The 22,574-nt window shown below is 42.5% G+C and carries 11 protein-coding genes and 1 pseudogene; 6 read left to right on the forward strand and 6 right to left on the reverse strand.

Annotated elements, in window-relative coordinates; translation table 11 throughout:
• Window positions 1-27: 27 nt before the first annotated feature.
• On the reverse strand, window positions 28-1,128 hold the full coding sequence (locus KPL72_RS12275; protein ID WP_219702987.1) for an ABC transporter substrate-binding protein: 1,101 nt from the start codon (window positions 1,126-1,128) through the stop codon (window positions 28-30).
• A gap of 226 nt (window positions 1,129-1,354) precedes the next feature.
• Window positions 1,355-2,455 carry an ABC transporter substrate-binding protein gene (locus KPL72_RS12280; RefSeq protein WP_249422230.1) on the reverse strand — a complete coding sequence of 367 codons (1,101 nt, stop codon included), beginning with the start codon at window positions 2,453-2,455 and terminating at the stop codon, window positions 1,355-1,357.
• Window positions 2,456-2,657: 202 nt separating this feature from the next.
• Here KPL72_RS12280 and KPL72_RS12285 point away from each other — a divergent pair, with 202 nt between their 5' ends.
• The 5 genes from KPL72_RS12285 (at window position 2,658) to KPL72_RS12305 (ending at window position 7,906) form a co-directional block, all read left to right on the forward strand.
• Window positions 2,658-3,833 (forward strand): isochorismate synthase, encoded by a 1,176-nt coding sequence (locus KPL72_RS12285; RefSeq protein ID WP_219702989.1) that lies wholly within the window; start codon window positions 2,658-2,660, stop codon window positions 3,831-3,833.
• On the forward strand, window positions 3,830-5,470 hold the full coding sequence (locus KPL72_RS12290; protein WP_212918387.1) for a (2,3-dihydroxybenzoyl)adenylate synthase: 1,641 nt from the start codon (window positions 3,830-3,832) through the stop codon (window positions 5,468-5,470). The genes KPL72_RS12285 and KPL72_RS12290 overlap by 4 nt, the downstream gene beginning before the upstream one ends.
• Before the next feature lie 12 nt (window positions 5,471-5,482).
• Window positions 5,483-6,367: an isochorismatase gene (locus KPL72_RS12295; RefSeq protein ID WP_219702991.1), complete on the forward strand. Its 885-nt coding sequence runs from the start codon at window positions 5,483-5,485 to the stop codon at window positions 6,365-6,367.
• Window positions 6,364-7,122, forward strand: a complete 759-nt coding sequence (gene dhbA, locus KPL72_RS12300; protein WP_249422231.1) for a 2,3-dihydro-2,3-dihydroxybenzoate dehydrogenase — start codon at window positions 6,364-6,366, stop codon at window positions 7,120-7,122. Before KPL72_RS12295 ends, dhbA begins: the two co-directional genes overlap by 4 nt.
• A gap of 97 nt (window positions 7,123-7,219) precedes the next feature.
• Window positions 7,220-7,906, forward strand: coding sequence for a 4'-phosphopantetheinyl transferase family protein (locus KPL72_RS12305; RefSeq protein WP_219702993.1), 687 nt, complete (start codon window positions 7,220-7,222; stop codon window positions 7,904-7,906).
• A gap of 65 nt (window positions 7,907-7,971) precedes the next feature.
• Here KPL72_RS12305 and KPL72_RS12310 read toward each other — a convergent pair whose 3' ends face one another.
• Entirely contained in the window at window positions 7,972-10,035 is a 2,064-nt protein-coding gene (locus tag KPL72_RS12310; protein ID WP_219702995.1) for a TonB-dependent receptor, read from the reverse strand.
• Between the two features lie 119 nt (window positions 10,036-10,154).
• Here KPL72_RS12310 and KPL72_RS12315 point away from each other — a divergent pair, with 119 nt between their 5' ends.
• Window positions 10,155-12,131, forward strand: a complete 1,977-nt coding sequence (locus KPL72_RS12315; protein ID WP_219702997.1) for a TonB-dependent receptor plug domain-containing protein — start codon at window positions 10,155-10,157, stop codon at window positions 12,129-12,131.
• A 383-nt stretch (window positions 12,132-12,514) separates the two neighbouring features.
• On the opposite strand, the pseudogene KPL72_RS12320 reads toward KPL72_RS12315, so the two are convergent.
• From KPL72_RS12320 to KPL72_RS12330, 3 genes and pseudogenes are all read right to left on the reverse strand, one after another.
• Window positions 12,515-13,750, reverse strand: a pseudogene (locus KPL72_RS12320) (IS1182 family transposase).
• Between the two features lie 149 nt (window positions 13,751-13,899).
• Window positions 13,900-15,159, reverse strand: a complete 1,260-nt coding sequence (gene entS / locus KPL72_RS12325) for an enterobactin transporter EntS (RefSeq protein WP_212918392.1) — start codon at window positions 15,157-15,159, stop codon at window positions 13,900-13,902.
• A gap of 23 nt (window positions 15,160-15,182) precedes the next feature.
• Entirely contained in the window at window positions 15,183-22,574 is a 7,392-nt protein-coding gene (locus KPL72_RS12330) for a non-ribosomal peptide synthetase (RefSeq protein ID WP_219702999.1), read from the reverse strand.

The raw sequence follows: 22,574 nt of genomic DNA on the forward strand, positions 1-22,574 counted from the left end.
ATGGATTCATCATTATCTCGATGAATATTACTCCGTTATTTGCGCGGTAAAAGTGCCTGTTGGTATAACAGGTAAATATTTTTTATAAAAGTCTAAGTATTCTTGCTCTGGATTTATATCTTTAAATAGGCTCGGATACATAGATTTAGCGATAAATTGAACCATAGATGCATCCAAAATAGTACGAGAAGCACCTTGGTATATGCCATATACTCGGTTGTTTTTCACCGCAGGCATTTGTTCCCAGCCGGTGCGTTTTTTATAACCAGCTAGGCGAGACTCGGCTAATTTTCTATCTACGCCTTGACCCATTGCTATCGCATCACCTGCCATTCCTGATTCTGTGCCGGCAAGAAATACCACTTCAGGTCGTGACGCCAGTACTTGCTCTGGATTCATTGGTCCCCACCATTCAACAAACGGTGTGGCAATGTTATCGCCGTCCATCATGGTAATGACAGCGCCCCACATATTTTTTCCATAAGTGAAGCTGTATTGGCTTGGGCCTTTATTGCCAAACTCAACATAAGTGCGTGGTTTTGGTAACTTAGCGGCTTTTATACGCTGTAGGGTGGATTCTATCGTATGTTGATAGTCATCTGCTATTTCTTGTGCGCGTTTTTCTTGCCCAGTTAGTTCGCCAATAATTTGTGTGCTTTTAATGTGGCGCTCTAATGTTTGAGCATTGTAATCGATAACAACGATTGGAATACCTGCATTTTCTAGGCGTTCAACATCAGTACCAAGCCCTTGATATTGCCAATCTGCTAGTAGAATAACGCTAGGCTTAAGGCTAATGACTTTTTCGATAGAGAAGGTTTGCGCTTCTACTTCGCCCACATCTGGAATGTCCTTTAATGAAGGACGGTAGTTTGTATAAAGATTCCAGCTTGCTGGACGCCAGCCTTCCCATGTGTCACGGGAAATACCAACTACATTGTCTAATGCGTTTTCGGTGCCTATGGCCATGTAATCTTCGGCGTAGAATCCTAGGATGACACGCTTAGCAGGTAAATCTATTTCAACTTTTCTTCCCAAAACGTCATCAACGACGGTCATTTTTGCTTGGGCTGATCCTGCAAAAATAGACATCCCCAAAGCGTAAATAAGTAGAGCTCGTAGTTTCATTTAAAATATCCTTTTTATTGAGAATGGTTTTTGTTTGGCATCTTACGTATGGATGAGAAATTATCAAGAGCTTTATTAAGATTTAAGGCGATTTTAAGAATCATTCCTAGATATTATAAAGATAGGATGCTATTGGGTTAGGAGAGAGAAGGCTTTCATTCAAATTTAGAGATCTTTGCTGGTGGTTTAGTGCAAAGGTCTCCTATCGTAGTTTAAATAATGAATATTATTTCGTTATTTGAGTAGTAAAGGTGCCCGTTGGTACGACAGGCAAATATTTTTTATAGAAATCTAGGTATTCTTCTTCTGGGTCGATGTCTTTAAATAAACTTGGGTACATGGACTTTGCTATAAATTGAACCATAGAGGCGCCTAAGATAGTACGAGCAGCGCCATGGTATATACCATAAATACGTTGGTTTTTTACTGCTGGTAATTGCTGCCAGCCAGCGCGCTTTGTGAAGTCTTTTAAACGAGATTCAGCCAGCTTTCGGTCAATGCCCTGTCCCATTACCATAGCGTCTCCTCTTACTCCAGACTCGGTACCTGAAATGAAGATTACTTCGGGTTTTGAGTCTAAAACTTGCTGAGGACTCATCGATCCCCACCACGCGATAAACGGTGTCGCAACATTGTCTCCTTGAAGCATAGTAATGACTGCCCCCCACATATTTTTCCCATAAGTGAAGCTGTATTGGTTTGGCCCTTTATTACCGTATTCTACATAGGTACGAGGCTTCGCTAAGTCAGCTGCTTTTATTCGTTGTAATGTAGATTCTATTGTCTGCTTGTACTCGTCTGAAATTTTTCTCGCTCGTTTATTTTGCCCTGTAAGTTGGCCGATAATCATCGTACTTTTAATATGGCGGTCTAATGTTTGAGCATTATAGTCAACGACGACGATTGGAATGTTAGCGTCATTGAAACGGCCAATGTCCGTACCTAAGCCTTTATATTGCCAATCTGCTAGTAAAATCACGCTGGGGTTTAAACTAATTACCTTATCAATGGAGAAGGTTTTAGTCTCGACTTCACCAACATCAGGAATATCTTTCAACGAAGGGCGGTAGTTGGTGTAAAGCTTCCAGTTTTCAGGACGCCAGATTTCCCATGTATCGCGTGAAATGCCTACTACTTTATCAAAAGCACTTTCTGTGCCGATAGCCATATAATCTTCAGCGTATATACCTAGAACCACTCTTTGTGCAGGCAAGTCCACTTCTACCTTGCGGCCTAAAACGTCATTGATCACGGTCATTCTCGCTTGGGTTGGCCCAACCAAGGAAAACATCCCTAACATCAGTATAAATTTAAGAAGCTGATTCATAAAGTACTCTTTACTGAGGATGATTTTTCGCTTTTTTTATGCTCTGTATAAGTGGTGAATTACCTATTAATTTTAAAATGCTCTCTACTTTTAATAGTACGCTTACAGATAATTTACAAGTGATTATTTTGGTTTTAATTGAAAATGGTTATCATTAAGTCTATATTCTCTTTTGATAATGGTTATCATTACAGGAGATTTTATGGACGTTACCTTCCCTGAACATCCCGATATCTTAGTGCCTCATCAGTCACAAGATGATGTTTTTTTATTCAATTCTAATTCCAGTCTTGTGCGTACAAACGGAATTCGCCAACGCATTGCTGTCCCACTGCTGAGTAATACTTTCCGCCAAGAGGTTCAAGCTGTATTTAAAAAAGAGCAGGCTCAAGGCAAATGTAATCCCATTCTAGTAGGAGCTATTCCATTTGATATGAATCAGCCGGCTCAACTGGTGGTGCCTGAGTGGTATGAAAGAGTTAAGCCTCTGGATCATAACTTGTCTCCATTTATCGATAAGGATTTTATTCATCATGCAAGTGAGCAAAGCTTTGTTCCAAATCATGTAGATTTTTTAGACATGATAGAGCAAGCGCTATCTATCTTTGAAAATAGCCTTTTGAAGAAAGTTGTTTTATCCAAAATACTGAAGTTAACCTTAGACAAAAGTGTTGATGTGCCACGCTTATTGGCCAATATAATGGCGCAAAATCCAAGTGCTTATCACTTTAGTGTACCGCTCGAAAATAGTGTTTTAATTGGTGCTAGCCCTGAATTACTTATTAGGAAGCAGGGTAATAAGATATTCTCAAATCCATTGGCTGGATCAGCAAAACGTTTGAAAAACGCCGATGCAGATCGACAAGCAGCAAAAACTCTTGCAAATTCAGCGAAAGATCAATACGAGCACCGCCTTGTTGTAGATGCCATTCGGGCTGCTCTGTTGCCTGTTGTAGAAAGCCTTAAAACACAAGAAGAGCCCAGTGTAATCGCGACACCAACAATGTGGCATTTATCAACGGACATTGAAGCAACGCTTCCAGCGATAAATGCTCCTTCCATGTTTGATCTTATTAAACAAATACACCCAACGCCTGCTATGTGTGGCACGCCAACAGTCTCCGCGCAGCATCATATTGCAGCACTTGAGCCTCATCAACGTGGATTCTTTAGCGGTTTGGTCGGCTGGTGTGATTCGAAAGGTGATGGGGAGTGGGCTATTGCTATACGTTGTGCCGAAGTGTCAGGTAATAAGGTGACCTTATTCGCTGGAGCTGGTGTAGTGCCTGATTCAAATCCAGAAAGTGAGTGGTTAGAAACCAGCGCAAAAATGCGCACCATGCTGAATGCATTTGGAATAAAGGAAGATGTGATATGAGTATTGCTTTTACGCCTTGGCCAGAATCGTTTGCCAAGAAATATCGAGAAAAGGGGTATTGGACTGATCGGCCATTACTGGATCTAATTGATAACGCACCACAAGAAAATGTCGCTGTTATTTGTGGTGAAAGGTCGTTGAGTTATCAAGATTTGTGTTCTCAATCTAGGCGATTAGCTGTTTATTTTCAGGGGCTTGGTTTGCGAACTGGAGATACCGCATTGGTCCAGCTTCCTAATATTGCTGAGTTTTATGTGGTGTTTTTTGCGCTTATGCGTCTTGGTGTTGCTCCTGTTAACGCATTGTTTAGCCATAACAAAATTGAGTTGACCGCTTACGCCAGCCAAATCGAGCCTAAAATTATTATTGCCAGTGATGAGCACGTCTTGTTTCATGATGGTGCTTTTTTCAATACGTTGAGAGCATTGTCAAAAGAGTTACAGCACGCTTTGATTATTGGTAAATCAGAATGGGCTGAGACACTTGAAAATGTACTGGCTTCATCGACAAGTACTTTATTAACAGCTGTGCCAAGTAAGGCCGATGAGGTGGCATTCTTTCAGCTTTCTGGTGGCAGTACAGGTACGCCAAAGCTAATCCCAAGAACCCACAACGATTACTTTTTTAGTGTGCGTCGTAGTACTGAAATCTGCCACTTTACGGCCACTACACAGTATCTTTGTGCGTTACCTTGTGCTCATAATTTTCCTCTGAGTTCTCCTGGTGCCTTTGGTGTTTTTCATGTTGGTGGGTGCGTTGTTATGTCACCAAGTCCTGATGCGAATACGTGTTTCGAATTAATCGAACGCCATCAAGTGACTGTTGCCGCTTTGGTTCCTCCTGCTTTGGCTCTGTGGTTACAAGCGGCACCGTCCAATAATGCGTCTTTATCTTCTTTGCAGCTAATGCAGGTTGGTGGTGCAAAACTGAGTGAAAGCCTTGCTCGACAAGTGCCGGAAATATTGGGCTGTCAGTTGCAACAGATTCTTGGTATGGCTGAAGGTTTGGTGAACTATACCAGATTAGATGATGACCTCGAAACAATAGTGACGACGCAAGGCCGCCCCATGTGTTCACTTGATGAGGTAAGAATCATCAATGAAGCTGGCGAAGAAGCGTCAGTAGGTGAGGTTGGTGAATTAGCGACACGAGGTCCTTATACCATTCGTGGTTATTACAAGTCGCCAGAACATAATGCCAAGGTGTTTGATGAGGAAGGGTTTTATCATTCAGGGGATTTGGTTTGCCGTAACGATAAGGGTTATTTGACAGTAGTCGGACGTGATAAAGATCAAATTAATCGTGGTGGTGAAAAAATTGCTGCGGAAGAAATAGAAAACCTTTTATTGAGGCATGAGCAGATTATGCACAGTGCGCTTGTCTCTATGCCGGACAGCATGATGGGAGAAAAGAGCTGTGCTTTTATTGTCCCGAAAATCGCCAGTCACGGCATGAAAAGTCTCTCGTTACGTAAATATCTAAGAGGGCTCGGCGTGGCGGATTATAAAGTGCCTGATAGGTTTGAGTTTATTGACTCTCTTCCCCTAACGCCCGTTGGCAAGCCGAACAAAGTCGCATTACGCGAGGTGATACGCCAACGTTTACAACTCACTTCTCAACTCGATAAAACACTGTAAAAAAGGACCATTATGAGCATTCCTACGATACCTTCTTATTCCATGCCAGCATCTGATACTTTTCCTAATCAAAAAGTAAATTGGGTGTTAGAGCCAAATCGAGCAGTGTTTTTAATTCATGATATGCAAGCGTATTTTTTACGTTTCTATGATACGGATTCCGAGTTAATTAAAATACTTAAACAAAATTTGGCAGCGATAAAAGCCTATTGTCGAGCGAATGACATCCCGGTTGTTTACACCGCACAACCTAATGATCAAAAGCCTGAAGACAGAGCTTTGCTTAATGATATGTGGGGAAGTGGGCTAAATGATTTTCCTGAGTTGCAACAGGTTGTCGAAGAATTGGCTCCAGACGAAAAAGATACGGTTTTGGTGAAGTGGCGTTATAGCGCATTTCATCGTTCTAATCTTCAAGAGCTGATGCAGAGCTGGGGACGTGACCAGTTATTGATTGGTGGTGTTTATGCGCACATTGGCTGCATGATTACGGCCGCTGATGCGTTTATGCGTGATATTCAGCCTTTCGTGATAGGTGATGCCTTGGCGGATTTTAGTGAAGAGGAGCATCGACAAGCGCTCACCTTTACAGGTGGAAGAACAGGTCGAGTGATTTCAACAAAAGAGGTGTTGATTGCAACCGATATTGTTGATACAGATTTTCGCTATGAGCAGTTAAAAGCACAAGTTTTTGCCTTCCTAGATGATGAAGATATCCAGGAATTTGATGCCGATGAAGAGCTTGTAGATTATGGCCTTGATTCGATTCAAATCATGTCATTGGTCACTAAATGGAAAGCTCAGGGAGTTGAGGTTTCTTTTCAAGAGCTTGCCAGTGCCGCAACACTGAATGGTTGGTGGGAGCTGATCCAAAACAAGAGGGTGCTAGCTGCATGATTAATCCACTCGATTTTTCAGGTAAAACTGTCTGGGTAACGGGTGCTGGAAGCGGTATTGGGTTGGAGGTTGCTAATCAATTTACTTCTCTTGGCGCCAAGGTTGTTGGCTTTGATTTATTGTTTGATGGTGAGTGTTATGATTTTGATTGTGTGACTATAGATATTAGTAATGAAGAAGCTATTTCTCGTGTTGTGCCAGGGTTATTGAGTGATTCTCCACGATTAGATGTATTGGTGAATGGTGCGGGAATATTGCATTTGGGAAGCCTAGAAGAGACAAGCTTTGATGATTTCAAACGCTGTTTTAACGTCAATGCGGGCGGTGCGTTTTTAATGATTAAGCATACAGCTCCTACTTTTAAACGCCAGAAGAGTGGTGCAATTGTCACTATTAGCTCAAATGCAGCCAAAGTGCCGAGGCAAAATATGGCGGCTTACTGCGCTTCTAAGGCAGCTTTATCAGCGTTGAGCCATACGGCAGGGCTAGAATTAGCACCTTATGGCGTCCGTTGTAATTTAGTCTGTCCTGGCTCTACCGACACGCCCATGCAGCGAATGTTGTGGACAAGTGATGACGCTGAGCAAAATACGATTAAAGGTTTTCCCGAGCAATATAAATTGGGTATTCCATTAGGTAAAATTGCTCAGCCGAGCGATATTGCTCAAGTGGTATTGTTCTTTGCTTCCGATATGTCGAACCATATCACCATGCAGGATATTGTTGCAGACGGTGGAGCTACGTTAAACGCTTAGTAAGTTTGTTATAAGATGAATCAAGTGTTTTCTTGTTTTTTAAGGAAAATTTGCTCGGTATGATTTTCATATCGAGCTTTTTTATATGGACATTAAAGTGAATTGCTATTTCCAAACGAAAATACAGTTATTTGGTTCTCATGTTTTGCATGTGAGTCATTTTGTTTTTAAAGAAGAGTCTTTGGTTGCGACACACTATGAAGCCAGTGTTGCAAAACCGTCAGGCTATAGCAATTGGCGAACGAAGCGTAAAGAAACCTTTTTGGCAGGGCGGCTTGCGGTTAAGCACGCACAAAATTGTTTGAGTGTGTCTGTAGTAGATGTCGCAAAAGCTGAAGATGGTGCACCGGTTTGGCCAAATGGATATACCGGCAGTATTTCCCATACGGATAATCAGGCGATTGCTGTCTTGTTTCGCCCTTCGAAAATAGGGATTCAGTATATCGGCATAGATTTGGAAGCCTTTAGTAATGCCGAAATGCTAGATGTAACTGATTCAATAGGATCACAGCGTGAGTTTGAAATATTATCAATTGCTGGAGTGAAAAAAGAGTTGTTGACCTTGACTCTCTTTTCTTTAAAAGAAAGTGTTTATAAATCACTTTACCCTTTGGTAGGCGAGTTTTTTGACTTTCTGGATGTTGAGTTGACGTCTTGTGAAGGAGGTGAGTATTTTGAGTTTCAAGTAAAGCGGCAGTTAAGTCAGAAAGTGCCGCTTAGTTTTGTTTTGCGTAGGGGTTATAAAGAGCAAGAAGGGCATCTATTAACTTGGGCTTTTTATTGATAAAAATTGATATTTAAAAGGGCGAATCATTTCTGATTCCCCCTTTTTATTTGACTAAATAAACACTATATCTTGTACGTAGCGCTTAAGCCGATAGTGCGGGATTGGCCGACAGAGGCTCGTGAACCACTATTGATTACATAGACGATATCTTCATCCGTTAGGTTTTTGATATAACCACTGATGAGAAGGTTGCCCATTTCATAATCTATATTAGTGTCCAATAGCGTGTAGTTTCCAACTTTGTAATCAGCTGTATTGTCCAAGTCTGAGTAATATTCTCCCACATAAGTGACATCTGCACCAATCGTTAGACTGTCACTTATGTACTGTGTGAAGCCAACCGAAGCATTCCATTCAGGTGCATTAGATAGTTCATTGCCCTCGTAATTATCACTCTCATCAATTTTTGATTTAATGAAGCCAATTGATTGTCGAATTTCTAGGTTTTCGGTTAGCCATTGTGTGGCTTCAAGTTCAATACCCATTGTATGTGCCTTGGTAACATTGCTGATACGGCTATCGGCTAATGCTTGGTAATCACTATAGCTATTGTAGAATACGGCGGCATTTAACGTAGTTCCGTTATCTAGTGAAGTTTTTGAACTAAGCTCATATGCATAAACGGTTTCTGCATCAAAGTTGTAGGTTTCAGCGGCTTGAACTTGGCCTTGCCCTGAACGATAACCATCATCGTATCCGATTCCACCAGAGTTATAACCTTTGCGAACTGAGAAGCCTACAGTGGTTTGGTCTGTTGCTGCAAGGGTGGCACCTAGTTTTGGCAAGAAAAATTGATCAGTTATGTCTTTATCAATATTAACTGTACCATAGTTTGAGTAGTAGCGACTTTGGTCTTCGTATTGAAAACGGCCACCTGCAATTAGAGTTAACTTTTCTGTTAGAGCATAGTCACCTTCTGCAAATACACCTATACGAGTTTCTTCAGTTTTGCCTTGAGTATTCACATTATCTAGTGTGTTATCTCTGTCTGCGACCATGATACCAACGAAGCCATTGAGCTCTGAATCCTTGGGTGTATAGAGCAGGCGGCTTTCTAGTGTTTTTGTTTTGTCTTCGAAAGTGTAGGTTTCTTCTTGTGGGTATTGATCAAATCGGTTTGTTTGACTATTGCTGGATAGAGTTGTGACACTGGTTAAGTCGTTACTTAAAACATAGTTAATTTCAGTGGACAGGTTGTTTACTTTAGAATCTTGTATTCGAGTATTGTTATAATTCGCAGTGCTTAACGTGAAGGTCTCGTCTTCATAGCCTGTGCCATTACTCCAGTTTGCCCAATTCAAATAGCTGCCATCCGCTTTGCGATGATTTGCTGTTACTTTGACAGTTAAATCGTCTGTTGCTTTCCATAGCAATTTACCTCGTAAATTCAGATTGCTTGATTCTTCTGGGTCTACAGGAACATCATTCGTCTCACCATCGTAACTGAGATAGCCTTTTCCGTCTGTGCCATCAGCGGCAATGCGATAAGCCAAGTCTTCTGTTATTGGGCCTGAAGTCATAACGGCCAAATTTTTCATTACATTACCATTTTTATAGGTTTCTAAACCAAGGCGTACAGCAGCTTCAGGGTTAAAGGTTGGGTCGTTGGTTTTTACCGAGATTGCACCACCAATCGAGTTTTCACCTTGAGTGGTTGATTGCGGGCCACGAAGTACTTCTACTTGTTCAATATCCCAAACACCAGATCCACTAAAGTTATAGCCTGTAAATGCATCAGCTACACCGTCTACGGATGTATTTATTCGCTGCCTACTGCCGCTTACCGTTGCGTAATAGCCAGTTGTTGCGCCACTGCCGTTAATCCCGCGAATATTCACAGTTCCAAATGCCGCTGAGACTACGTTTGGTGCTTTTGTTACTACATCGTTGACCGTTTTTGCATCGCCTTTTGCTACGTCTTCACCGTTAATAATGGTAACTGCAGTGGTTGTGTCCTTGATATTTTTATCCATTTTTTCACCCGTCACCACTAAAGCGGGTAGGGCTGTTGTTTCTTCTGCAAATGTACTTGCTGAGATACATGCAGCATTGATACTGATAACGGCCATAGCAACGCTAGATAGGCGGCTTGGTAAACGGGTTGAGGAGAAATTAGAGATAGACATGTTTTTTAATTTCCTTTCGGGTGAAATAATTATGATAATTGTATTGATAATGAAAACGATTCGCAATAAGATTCATATTGTTTAATAATTACTTACATTTTTAGGAGTGATACCGCTTTATGTTTGCTAAGAAAAAACTCATTGTTGGTATGCTGGCAGCTATGCCAATGGTCAGTTTTGCAGCTGGTGACGACATTACGCTGACCGAAGATGCAGAACAGCTAGATACTCTCGTTGTGACAGCTACAATGGCTGCAAAAAAAATTGAAGATATTCCCGCATTTGCCACAGTGGTGACGAAAGATGATATTGCTAAATCCACAGTGAGCAGTGTGGCTGATTTGCTTCGAGAAACTGTTGGGGTAAATAACTTTAGTGACTCCACAGGGCGAGATGAAATTCAGATTCGTGGTTTAGATGGCGATTACACTGTTTTATTGGTTAATGGTAAGCGAGTATCAGCAGGAACCGCTTTTGATAAAGGCAGCGATACAGATTTGAATAGTGTTCCCTTAAACTCTATCGAACGAGTTGAAATTATTCGTGGCCCTATGTCTGTATTGTATGGTGCGGATGCCATTGGTGGTGTTGTGAATATTATCACCAAAAAGCCACAACCTGATGCAGGATGGACGGGTACGGCAAGTGCGGAAATGCGTAAAATTGAGTCCGGTGAAGGTGGCGACCAATATCGTGTTGGTGTTACTGGAATGGGGGCGATAACAGATAAAGTGGCCTTGTCTGTTAGTGTTGAAGATCTAAGGCAGAAAGCCTGGTTTGCTAATGATGAAGATATTTCTCCGTTGCGTGAAAAGAAAAATGCCCAGAATTTATCCTCTACATTAACGTGGCAGGCAGCAGAGAACCAAGAAGTCGATGTGGATTTCGGTTATAACCATGATGAACGTCCTTACCAGATTTTTAATTCAAGTGGAGCGACTCGCGAGCAAGAAATTACTCGTACCGATTTGGCTATTACTCACAAAGGGAAATGGGACTGGGGGGATACCACAGCTTATATAAAGCGTGAAGAAAGTGATATTTACGATTACAACTCGCAATATGATGAGCCGGAAGCTCACTCTGGGTTGGAGGCAAACAATACCTATGCAAAAGGCTATGCAAATAAAGTAATTGGCATGCATGCATTGATGGCAGGTGTGGATTACCAGAATGAGCAATTAAAGAATAGCTACACTTTGCTGGATACTGGTGAGTACAATGTTGATCAGTACGGTGTATTTGCGCAGGATGAAATGGCATTAACAGACAAGCTTGTTTTCACTTTAGGTGGACGTGTCGATAATCATGAAATCTACGGAAACAATTTTTCTCCAAAGGCTTATCTTGTATATAACGCAACGAATTCACTGACACTAAAAGGTGGGGTTACCAAGGCCTTTAAGGCGCCAGAAGTGAGCAAACTAAGTGAGGAATATCGGACTGTAAGCTGTGGAGGAGCTTGTACCTTATCTGGTAATCCTGACTTAGAAGCAGAAACCAGCATTAGTTATGAGTTTGGCGTGGATTACCATACTAGGGCCTTTAATGCTACGGCAGCGGTCTTTCGAAATGACATTGATAATTTGATTGAACGTGAAGTTGGCTATGATAGTAGTGGAAATGCCAATTCTGCGAAATGGATTAACGTGGCTACAGCCATGACACAGGGTTTTGAGCTGAGTGCATCATCGCCATTAACAGATGATTTACTATTAAAGGTCAATTACACGTATTTAGATACAGAAGCGGAAGATTCTGATGGTGTCAAAACCACGTTGACAGGTCGCCCTGAGCATCAGGCTAGCTTGTCATTGGATTACCAGGCGACAGAAATTTTAGCTACTTATGTTTCAGTTAACTACATCGCTGGGATGCAATATTCAAGTTGGGTAAGTGGTGTTGGTGATGTTTATAGTACATTGCCTTCTTATTACCGTACTGATATTGGGCTAGTGGCTGATGTAACTGATAATTTAGTTCTTCGTGCGGGCATTAAAAATATAGGTGATGTTCGCTTAGATGAAGAAGATACAGGCTATACCACTTATGAATTAGGTCGTAACTACTTTGTAAGCGCAGCATACAACTTCTAGTCTTTCTAAATAACTAAGAGAAGCACGCATATCCCCTTATATGCGTGCTTTTTTTTGCTTGCTTATTAGTGCTCTGTTTGCAGTGTTCGTCAGGTATTGTCATTTAATAGTTTAGTTTATGCTCTTTCTTTTGCTTTGTTATTGACGTATGTCTGGGAGGGGCAGTTAATGCATTGCATTAAGGCAAAGAAAAGCCTTCTAATAAGGAGGTCAGGTTACTGATAAACCCCATTTTTTTTAACAGGGGTTTTATTTTTCTGAATGTTTTCCTGTATTTCTTTCCAAATAACTTAATATACCTCATTAGTGACTGGGTACTCTCTGAGAGTCTTTATTGAGGCTCTGATTATCGAATCAGTCATTTTTTGAACAGATAAAAGCTTCTAGCTCAGCATCAAGGTGATCTTCTTCATATTTTGGGCTGCTGCAGTTAGTAGACATTGAGAGGCGATCATATCTTTTCCCCTAAAACGTGCGTAGTGATAACCATGCAGCTCTTTTGCATCGGTAAAACTTCTTTCGACCGTCTCTTTTCGCCTTGCATAGATAGCCTTGCCTGCTGGCGTTAAGCGGTGGGCATTAATACGCTCTTTGCTATCCTCCCAAACATGGCGTGTGATGGTATTCACCGATTTTTTGTTGGTTGTACAGCGATGCCTCTCGGGACAGGCTTGGCAGATCAGTCCGTTTGAGCCGTAATGACGATAACCTTCTCTGACGTGGTTTTGTAAGTGAGCGGTTCGCCTTGTGGGTAGAGGTAAATGTTTTGCATCGTATTTGTACTCGCGTTTATAGAAGAAGCCTTTCTATGATTTGGACGACGATAGCCCATCACTGCATAGATATTTCGGGCTTCTAATCCATGACAAACTGCCGAGGTAAAATACCCTGCATCCACACCAACTGACGTAATAACGAAGTTAAATCGATTCTTGATTCGATCCAGTCTTTCTAAATAGGGAACGGCGTCATGGACATTGCCTGCGGTAACATGAACATCCGTAATGATGTTGCAGCGACTGTCTACCGTTCGATGAGCTAGATAAAAGAACCCTTTCGGCTTGGTATCACGTACCATGTAACCACTGTCAGGGTCGGTTGTACTCTGTTTAATTTCTCGTGTGTCCAACTGAGTTTTATCAGGTGGAAGTGACTTTTTTCTGTGAGCGAGTCGATCCTCCTCAATAGCCTGATCTAGTTCATCCATGTACGCCTGACGAGACTGTTCAATATGAACTTTCTCAAAATACTTCTTGTTGGCATTGGCCTTTAGATGAGTGGAATCTGTGTAGAAGGTATGCCCACCGACTAACTTGCGTTTCATTGCTTGGAGTACGATTAGCACTTAATGTTGAGGCATCAGGCACTTTGTTTGTTAGGCCTAAGCCTAGGAACCAGCGATAAGCGACATTAACTTGAAACTCTCGAATTAACTGATGTTCACTACGAATACCAAAAAGGTAGCCAATAAATAGCAGCTTAAACATGAGAGTAGGATCTAGAGCAGGACGACCGTTATCCGCGCAATAAAAATCCTTAACAAGATCATGTAAGAATGAAAAGTCGATGGTTCGATCAATCTTACGAAGAAGATGATCACTTGGAACGAGCTCGTCAATGGAGACAAACTCTAGAGTCGATTGGGTTTGGGGCGTTCTTTTAGCATAAGGCTATTATAAAAAGTCCTCGCACGAAGGCGAAGACTTTATCAGCAGTATAAGCCTCCTAAAAAGGAGGCTTATACAAAAGGGTAAGTATTTAGACGTGTTTAGTTTTCTTCTACTAATTCAGGATCATTGAGTGGGCTGCTTCTTAATGTTTTTAAGCTAGCTAACATGATGAGACCAATTCCCATCGACACGGCACCGAAAGCAAAGATACTACCCAATGATGAAAGTAGTTTCCCTAAAGCGCCAATGGAAAGTGTTCCAATTGAATCTCCAGAAGCGTCTTGAGCTGTCCATATGCCATTAATACGACCTAAATAGTGGTCGGGTGTATGCCCTTGAACAAAACTGTATTGTAACAGGGATGCGATAGATACTAGGTAGCCAAAAAGAGCCAAAAGAATAAGGGCAAGAGGAAAATAGGTTGTACTACCAATCCCCATTAAGCAGAGAAAAGCAGCAAGGCTGGTAAGCATCATTACTAAACCGGGTTTTTCTATATGATTTGTCCAGCCACTAATAATAGCTCCCATCGTTGCACCCAATGGAACGGCAGAATACATCAAGCCAACTGTCCAAGCGCCTCCACCATACACTGTGTCGGCTAAGGCAGGAAACAATACTCGTATCGCTGTTGTTAAGGTGACTAAGGTTCCTATTATTACCACGCTGGCAACAATTTTATTGGTGCATAGATATGTAAAGCCGTCCCATAATGATTTGAGTGGATTGTGACTTTTTACTTCTTTGGGTCGCATTGTTGGTAAAGATAGAAGAGCCATAAGAGTTATGCCTGTACCCACAGCAGCAATCATATAGTTCCAAGCCACATCAGAAACAGCAATAATAATGCCACCAATAGCGGGTGAAATGACCGTTGCTAAACGAACACTTACCATACTGATTGCGCGAGCTTGCATGAGATTTTCTCTGCCAACAATAAAAGGCATGCACGCCATTAATGCCGTGACGCCTAATGCACCAAAGAAGCCGTCCCAAATTGATAGAACATAGATGGCCCATAAAGAAGGTTCTGGTAACCATGCATTGACGGCCATAGCGAGAAAACCTAACCCACAAATTGTACGCGCAAAAAGGATTATGCGCTTACGTTCATACATGTCGGCTAAAACACCGCCTAGAAGTAGGCCAATAAATAGACCTATTCCTTCTAGTGCCATGACGATGCCTACATGCAAGCTGTCGTTGGTTAAAGAATACACCTGTACAGGTATGGACACGGAAAGCATGCCTAAACCTAGTATAGAAATGGTACGGGCAATAAATATATTGCGAAAATTCCTGTGGGTCGCTAATAAACTGAAATCCACAAACATTGATTTTTTCTTGGTATCGCTCACGTTTCACTCTCTTTTTGAAATGGTTAAGCCAGTTCTGATGATGTGTCAGAACGGTCTTTTAAACTTAATAATGTATTTTGTTTTGCATCATGAATAAGTTGATCTAGCAATGGTCCTAATGTTTTTAAATGTTCTGGGGATAGAATGTCTTCATGGCTGCAATGAGCTAAAGGGTGAAAACACACTTGACTTGCATAAGGTGGCCAATTGATGGCCGGGTTGATGTAATCCGGAAGAGATTGCTGTGCAATAAAGACATCAACTTTTGCATCATAGTTAGGAGTGGTGGTTTTTTTCAGTAAGCGAACCGCATCTTTATAGTTGGCAAAAATTTGCTCAAGCATCTTATCTTGTTCTTGTTTTACAAAAAGTGCCATTTCACCAGGGTCGCCATCTTCATCTGTTATTGCCGTGCTTAGAAGTTGTGTTTGTTCTCGCTCCGCGCCCATAGCAGCCTCTTCTCCTTGCGGGTCATTCCAATCATGAACTTCGGCTGGATAAGTATCTAATAGACCGAGGAAGTTAACGTCTTCCCCTATTTCTCTAAGCTTAGCTGCGACGCCATAAGCAACGGTTCCTCCGAGGGAATAGCCCAATAAATAATAGGGACCGTGTGCTTGTTCTTGACGAATGACATGAAGTTGTTGGTCGATTAGTTCTTCCATCGTTGCGCTACTGGCGATTAAACCGTTGGGTCTGGGAGATTGTAAGCCAATAATAGGGTGTTCACCTTTTAAATAGCGGGATAACACACTGTATTGCCAAGCAAAGCCAGATCCAGGATAGAAGCAAAACAGTGGTTCACCTTGCCCTTCACGAAGGTAAATCAAATGGTCAAAGCCATTTGCGTTACTGGCAGTCATTGCATTGCTGCCATCCATCATGGCTTCCAGCTTTTCGCGGCTATGTTGCTCTGTGTCTTTGCTTAAGAGTCGGGCGAGTTTGGCAACCGTAGAGGTAACCATTATTTGTCCTACTGTAATAGGTCGTTTCACTTCTCTACGTATATCCGCAGCTAGCCTCATGGCGAGTAAAGAGTGACCTCCTAGTGCAAAGAAATCATCTTCAGCTTTGATGTTTTCTATTCCTAAAAGCGTTGTAAACAGGCGTGCCAGCTGACTTTCTAGTCCGATCGATGGTGCTCTAGACACGTTGGACGTGAGCGTGTTTTTTGCTATGTTGGGTTCTGGAAGTGCATTTCGGTCAAGTTTGCCATTGGCACTGAGTGGTAGGCTGTCCAATATGACATAAGCGACAGGCAGCATATGACTTGGTAGTTCTTCGGAGAGCGCAAGTTTAACTGCTGATTCATCATAGTTTGTTGAAGCATTTAATGTGAGATAGGCCACTAACTGGCGATTATCTTGTCCCGTATTGTTGGCGGTTTCATTATTCAATGTACGGGCTACGACGACCGCTTGTTCGATTGTATTTTGTTGTAGAAGAAGCGTTTCAATTTCTCCTAGTTCAATGCGTTGGCCACGGATTTTGATTTGATTGTCCGCTCTGCCTAAATACTCAATATCCCCGTTTTCTAACCAGCGGACGATATCGCCTGTACGGTACATTCTGTCTCCGGCTTGTCCAAAAGGGTCAGCGACAAACCGAACACAATTGAGTTCTGGGCGATCTAAATAGCCAATAGCTAACTGAGTACCGCATAAATAAAGCTCTCCTGTTGCACCAATAGGGACGGGCCGTAAGTACTGATCTAGCACCCTTAGTTCTGTGTTCCACACGGGTTTTCCAATCGCGACGCCTTGGCCATGTGAAGACAAATCCTCAAAAGCGGGTTTATAAGTCACATCAACAGCGGCTTCGGTTGGCCCATAAAGGTTATGCAGTTGAGCGTTAGAGCAGTCTTTGAAAGCAATGGCTTGTGTTTTTAGCAATGCTTCACCGCTGCAGAATACCTGTTTAAGTGATTTGCAAGTAGGCGAATTATCGTCCTTGCTTTGCATGCTTGCCGTAAAAATAGCGAGCATAGAAGGAACAAAATGCAAGGTGCTGATAGCATATTGGTCGATGGTTTGCATGAGTAGTTCTGGATCGCGGTGAGCTTCAGGGGCCGCCATGACTAAAGATGCACCAACCATTGGCGCCCAAAAAAACTCCCAAACAGAAACGTCGAAACTGCAGGGCGTTTTTTGTAAGACGACGTCGTCAGGGGTGAGGTGGTATTCATGCTGCATCCATAAAATACGGTTGATTATTGCTTTATGGGAAACCAATACGCCCTTTGGACGACCTGTGGTACCTGACGTATAAATTAAATAAGCAGGATGTTCACCTGTAATCGCGCTGGCCGCTATTGGCTTGGTGTTTTTGTATTGATGTGCCGAGTTTTTATCGTAAGACTGGTCAAATAGCTCATCAAAGGCAAGGCGTTTTGTGTTTGTATTTATGTTAAGAAAACGGTTTTTTTGAGAGCTCTGGGTGACTAACAATACAGGTGAGGCATCGTCGAGCATGTAGGCGAGGCGATCATCAGGATAACCAAGGTCTAAAGGTAAATAGGCCGCCCCCGCTTCAATAATGGCCCAAATGGCCAAGCTTAAGTGACAGCTTCTTGGTAAGGCGACGGCAACAATGTGACCTTCAGTAACACCTTCATTGCGCAGCTTTGATGCCAGGACTTGCACTTGATATCGAGCTTCTTGATAATTCAACTGATGTTGTTGATCTGAAAGGCAGAGAGCCTCCGGCGTAGTTTGTGCTTGTATTGCTAATGCCGATTGTAAGGTTAATTCAGGAACAGATTGCTTCGTATCGTTAATACGGGTAATGAAGCGAACTTCCTGAGAGCTAAGACTTTCGTATCGGCACAGTGGTCGTCGAGGGTCTTTAAGACAGATTTCAATAGTTTGCTGCAATCTATGTGCTAAGGCTTCCACTTCAAAATGCGTTAATGCACCACGGTTTTCGATAAGGAAAGTAATTTCTTCACCGGGTAATACTAATAAAGCCAATGGATAGTGACTGTAGCCGCGGTTATGAATGTCGCTAACTGCTAGTGGATTGCCGTCTTTACCTTGTAATTGTGTGTCTAGATATTCGCTGTCCGGGTAGTTTTCTACCACTAATAAAGTATCAAACAAGGTTTGATTACCCGCGATGTTTTGTATTTCAGCAAGACCAATGGCGTCATGTTCTAAGAGTTCGATATGACGCTTTTGCATGATCGGTAACTGTTCCCAGAGCGACGAAGTGGAATTTAGTGCCACGCGAATTGGCAGTGTATTTAGAAATAAGCCAACTTGGTCTTCAATACCGAGGATATTGCTGCTTCGTCCAGAGACGGGCGAACCAAAAATGATATCTTCTTTACCGGATAATAGGTTTAAGGCTTGGGCCCAAAGTGCTTGCATGAAGACATTTAAGGTCACACCACGCTCTTTAAGTTGAGACATTAATTGTTTGCTTGTGGTGTGATTTAAAGAGAGTTTAAATTCGTTGACTTCATCTTGGCGCTGCTCAAATAGCAGGCAAGGTTGTGCTTGATGCATGACTTCCTGCCATTTTTTTAAACTCGTCTGTTGATCACGATTGTATAGTTGCTTGATTACCTCGGTGTAACTATTGGGGATAGGGCTAAGAGAGTTAGTTTGTTGCTGGTAGGCATCAAGTAGGCTGCGTAATAAAAGGGGCGTAGACCAACCATCGATAATAAGATGATGGACAATTAGGATAAGTGCCGATTTAGGTTTTCCTGTTGTTTCATCTTTTCCTAAATCCACATAAGCGGCGTGGATCATACTGCAGAATGTATCTGTCTTGTGTTGTGTTTTTAACAATGTTTGTTCTAGCTCTTCTAATGCAGCTGATTTTTTATCGTCAGGATAAAAGCTGATATCATGCGTACTCAGCGGCCATTGCCATGTTTGTTGTTGAGTATCGGGAATGATGAATACAGGTTCTGCTAAGTGTTCGCTATCAAAAGCACCGGCTAATTGAGGGTAGCGGACTAGCAGGGCATTTAGTGCATCCTGTAAAGTGGAGAGGTCCATTTCACCAGTAAAGTTTAGGCGCGTATATGCGTTGTAATTACCGGAAGCCGAATCCATCATGGTTTCAAATAGCATGCCTTTTTGTAATGGCAGTAACGGTGCAATGTCGCCAATCGGTTCATAATGTAATGATAGTGTACTTAGCTGATCTTGTGAGAGCGCCCATTTCTTGATGTTATCGGATGACGATGTGTCTGAAATAGGTGTAATTTCGATGGCAATTTGTCGGGGAGTGCGTAGTTTGAAAACTTGGCTCGGACGCAATGTATAGCCTGTATTTCGTAGTTCTGTGCAAAGCATAATGGCGCTAATACTGTCGCCACCGAGAACAAAAAAATCGTCCGTCGTGCCAATTTTGTCTATTTTTAATACCTTTGAAAAACAATCACAGAGCCGTATTTCATCTTCATTTTCAGGTAAGGCCTTGGCCTCTAGTGAAGTTTGAACGTCTATTTTAGGTAGGGCTTTTTTGTCTACTTTACCGCTGACATTACGCGGAAAAGATGACATGACGCAAAGGCTGGATGGCACCATGTAATCAGGTAGATTATTGCGTAATTCTGCTAATAATATTTGTCCGTGGTCTTGCTGTTGTTCTGTTGATAAGCCTGGTATCACGCAATAGCCAATTAGTCTGTGGCTGTTATTTAGCGCTTCAGCAATGACAATGGCGCTTTCGACATGCTCTAATTTTGAGAGAGCATTCTCTACTTCGCCTATTTCAACTCGGTAGCCACGGATTTTAACCTGATCGTCTCCACGCCCCATAAACTCTACGTAGCCTTCTTGATTCCAGCGTACGATGTCGCCGGTTCGATACATGCGGGTGCCGGCTTGATCGCTAAAAGGGTCAGCAATAAAACGGCTAGCACTGAGTTCCGCTCGAGCCAAATAGCCGTGGGCTAAGCCTGCGCCTGATATATAAAGTTCACCTAAGACGCCGATGGGAGCAAGCTGTAACTGAGTATCTAAAATATAAGTTTGTGTGTTTGCAATAGGGCGACCAATGATAGGCATATTATGCTGTGTTAGGTCGGCACGCAGAGTATCTACTGTGTATTCTGTTGGCCCATAAAGATTATGAGATTTTAGTTTTGGGTAGCTTCTCAGTTGCTGCCAAAGTGCTGCTGGGCATGCTTCGCCACCAATCAATATTAGGCTTGGTTGATGGTTTGATGTGCCTGATTGATCTGCCATCAGACCATTGTTAAGTAGTTGCGCTAACAGAGACGGCGGCAAGTCCATGGCATCAATTTTGATCTTATGAACCTCTTCTACAATGGCATAGGCGTCGCGTCGTGTTTCTTCATCAAACACATAGAGTTCTTCTCCTTGAATCAGCCAGAAAATCTGCAACCATGAAGAGTCGAAAGAAAATGAATGGGTGTGCGCCGCTCGTAGAGCGCGCCCTGGGTGACGTTCTTGAACCACTTTCTGGGCTGGACGGTAAATTGATTCTTGGTGAGAAAGTAGCAGGTTCAGCATGGCGGCGTGGGTGTTCATCACACCCTTTGGTCTACCTGTGCTACCTGAGGTGAAGATTACATAGGCGATGTCGTCCTTGCTGGGCGTTGGTCTATCTGCTTCTGTAATGTGGGTGTCTGGATGGGTGGCGAGTAACGAGACAAATGATTCATCGTCTAGGTTAATTACAGGCATATTTAACCCTAGCGAGACACTGGAATGGGTCAATAGCAAAACGGGATCTGTATCTTCACACATCATTTCCATGCGTTCTTTTGGGTAATCTAAATCCAGCGGTAAGTAGGTTGCTCCTGTGTTTAGAATAGACATCATCGCGATAACAGATTGAGCGCTACGAGGCATGGCGCAGGCAATGACAGTTTTGCCTTCGGTCTTTTGAAGACTAGGGTGTGCTAGTAAAAAATGACTTAAGCGGTTGATAGCTTGACCTAGTTCGAGAAACGTAAAACGTGTTTCAATGTCTTCGTCTGGGTGGCGGCAGACAAGCGCTGTCGCTTCTGGTTTGTCTACTACTTGTTGCCAAAAAACGTCTAAAATATTGGATACGTTTTCGGGTTCGAATTGGCGCCCTTTTCCCCATTCGATAAGAGCTTTGCGTTCCTCTTCAGGTAGAATGGATAGTTGGGCTAATGGAGTTTCGGGAGCTTTCAGCCAATTTGTTAGCATGGTAAAAAGGCGTAGGCCGTGCTGCTCTAGAGCAGCACGATTATATTTACGAGCATTTGCTCTTAGCTCGAAATAGGTTTTTTCTTTTTCGACAATAATGCTGAACTCAAAATCATCCACAGGGCCTGTGGCCAAATGATGGGTAATGCCTGCAATTCCTGCGAAATTGAGTTCGTAGTCAAACTGTTTGTAGTTGATGAGCGTGTTATAAAGCCCAGATGACCCTACCTTACCTATGTCTCGCTGAATTTGTTCTGCGCTGTAGTTTTGGTGGCGACGAATCGTTTTTAAAGAGCGCTTAAATGCTTGTGTGATGTCATGCCATTGCATGTGGGGTTCTAAGTCTATTTTCATCGGCAGCACATTGACCATGGGCGCAACGGATGACACAGATACAGAGCCTAAGCGCCTCATAAAAGGCATTCCAATGACTTGGCTAGTTTGACCAGTTACTCGGAAGAGGTAGGCGGTTATAAGGCTCATTAATAGCTCAGCGCTGCTGCTGTTAATTGAGTCAGCCAGTACGTTCAGCTTTTCTAGTTGATGAGGTGTTATTGGCGTGATATGGCGTATTAAGCTTGATTTACCTAGATCGTTTATAGTGGGTGTATTTGAAAGGCTGACAGGGGATGGCATGTCAACGCAATAGTCGGTCCAGAATATTTTATCGTTCTGATATCTTTCGGATTCCTGATATGTACTTTCTTCATCTATTACCTGGGTGACTGAAATAAAAGGCGAATCGGAAATAGGTTGTTTTTTTAACAAGTGATTGTAGATATCGGCGACTCGTTTGGTGAGAGCGGTGAAGCTGAATCCGTCTAACATAATATGATGGTAGCGCTGATACCAAAGCCAGACACTATGACCATTCTCTGTGATGGAAATTAATATCTGTTTCTGCAGCGGTTTTTGGCCGTCATTGGAGAGTGGAAGGTCTTGTTCTGTGTCTGCTTGCATGATTGCCAGCGCTTGTTCGCGACCTGCATTGTTTTGCGTTAAGTCGATTTTTTCTATGTGGATGTTATTGGCTTCTTTCGGGTCAAGAAGTGTTTGTTTTCCATTTCCGTAATGAGCGAGAACTGTATCGGCTTCACCAAGTGCTAAACGGATGGCTTGTTCTAAATATCCACTTTGAATATTACCTTTCATTTCTAAGCAGTGCGAAATAGTGTAGAGGTGTTTGTCTTCTGATACCTGATCAGCCAGCCATATCCCTTGTTGTGTATTGGTAAGAGGGAGTCTTTTAGATCGCAT

It is taken from the genome of Marinomonas lutimaris, from assembly GCF_019426345.1.
Taxonomy (GTDB): Bacteria; Pseudomonadota; Gammaproteobacteria; order Pseudomonadales; family Marinomonadaceae; genus Marinomonas; species Marinomonas lutimaris.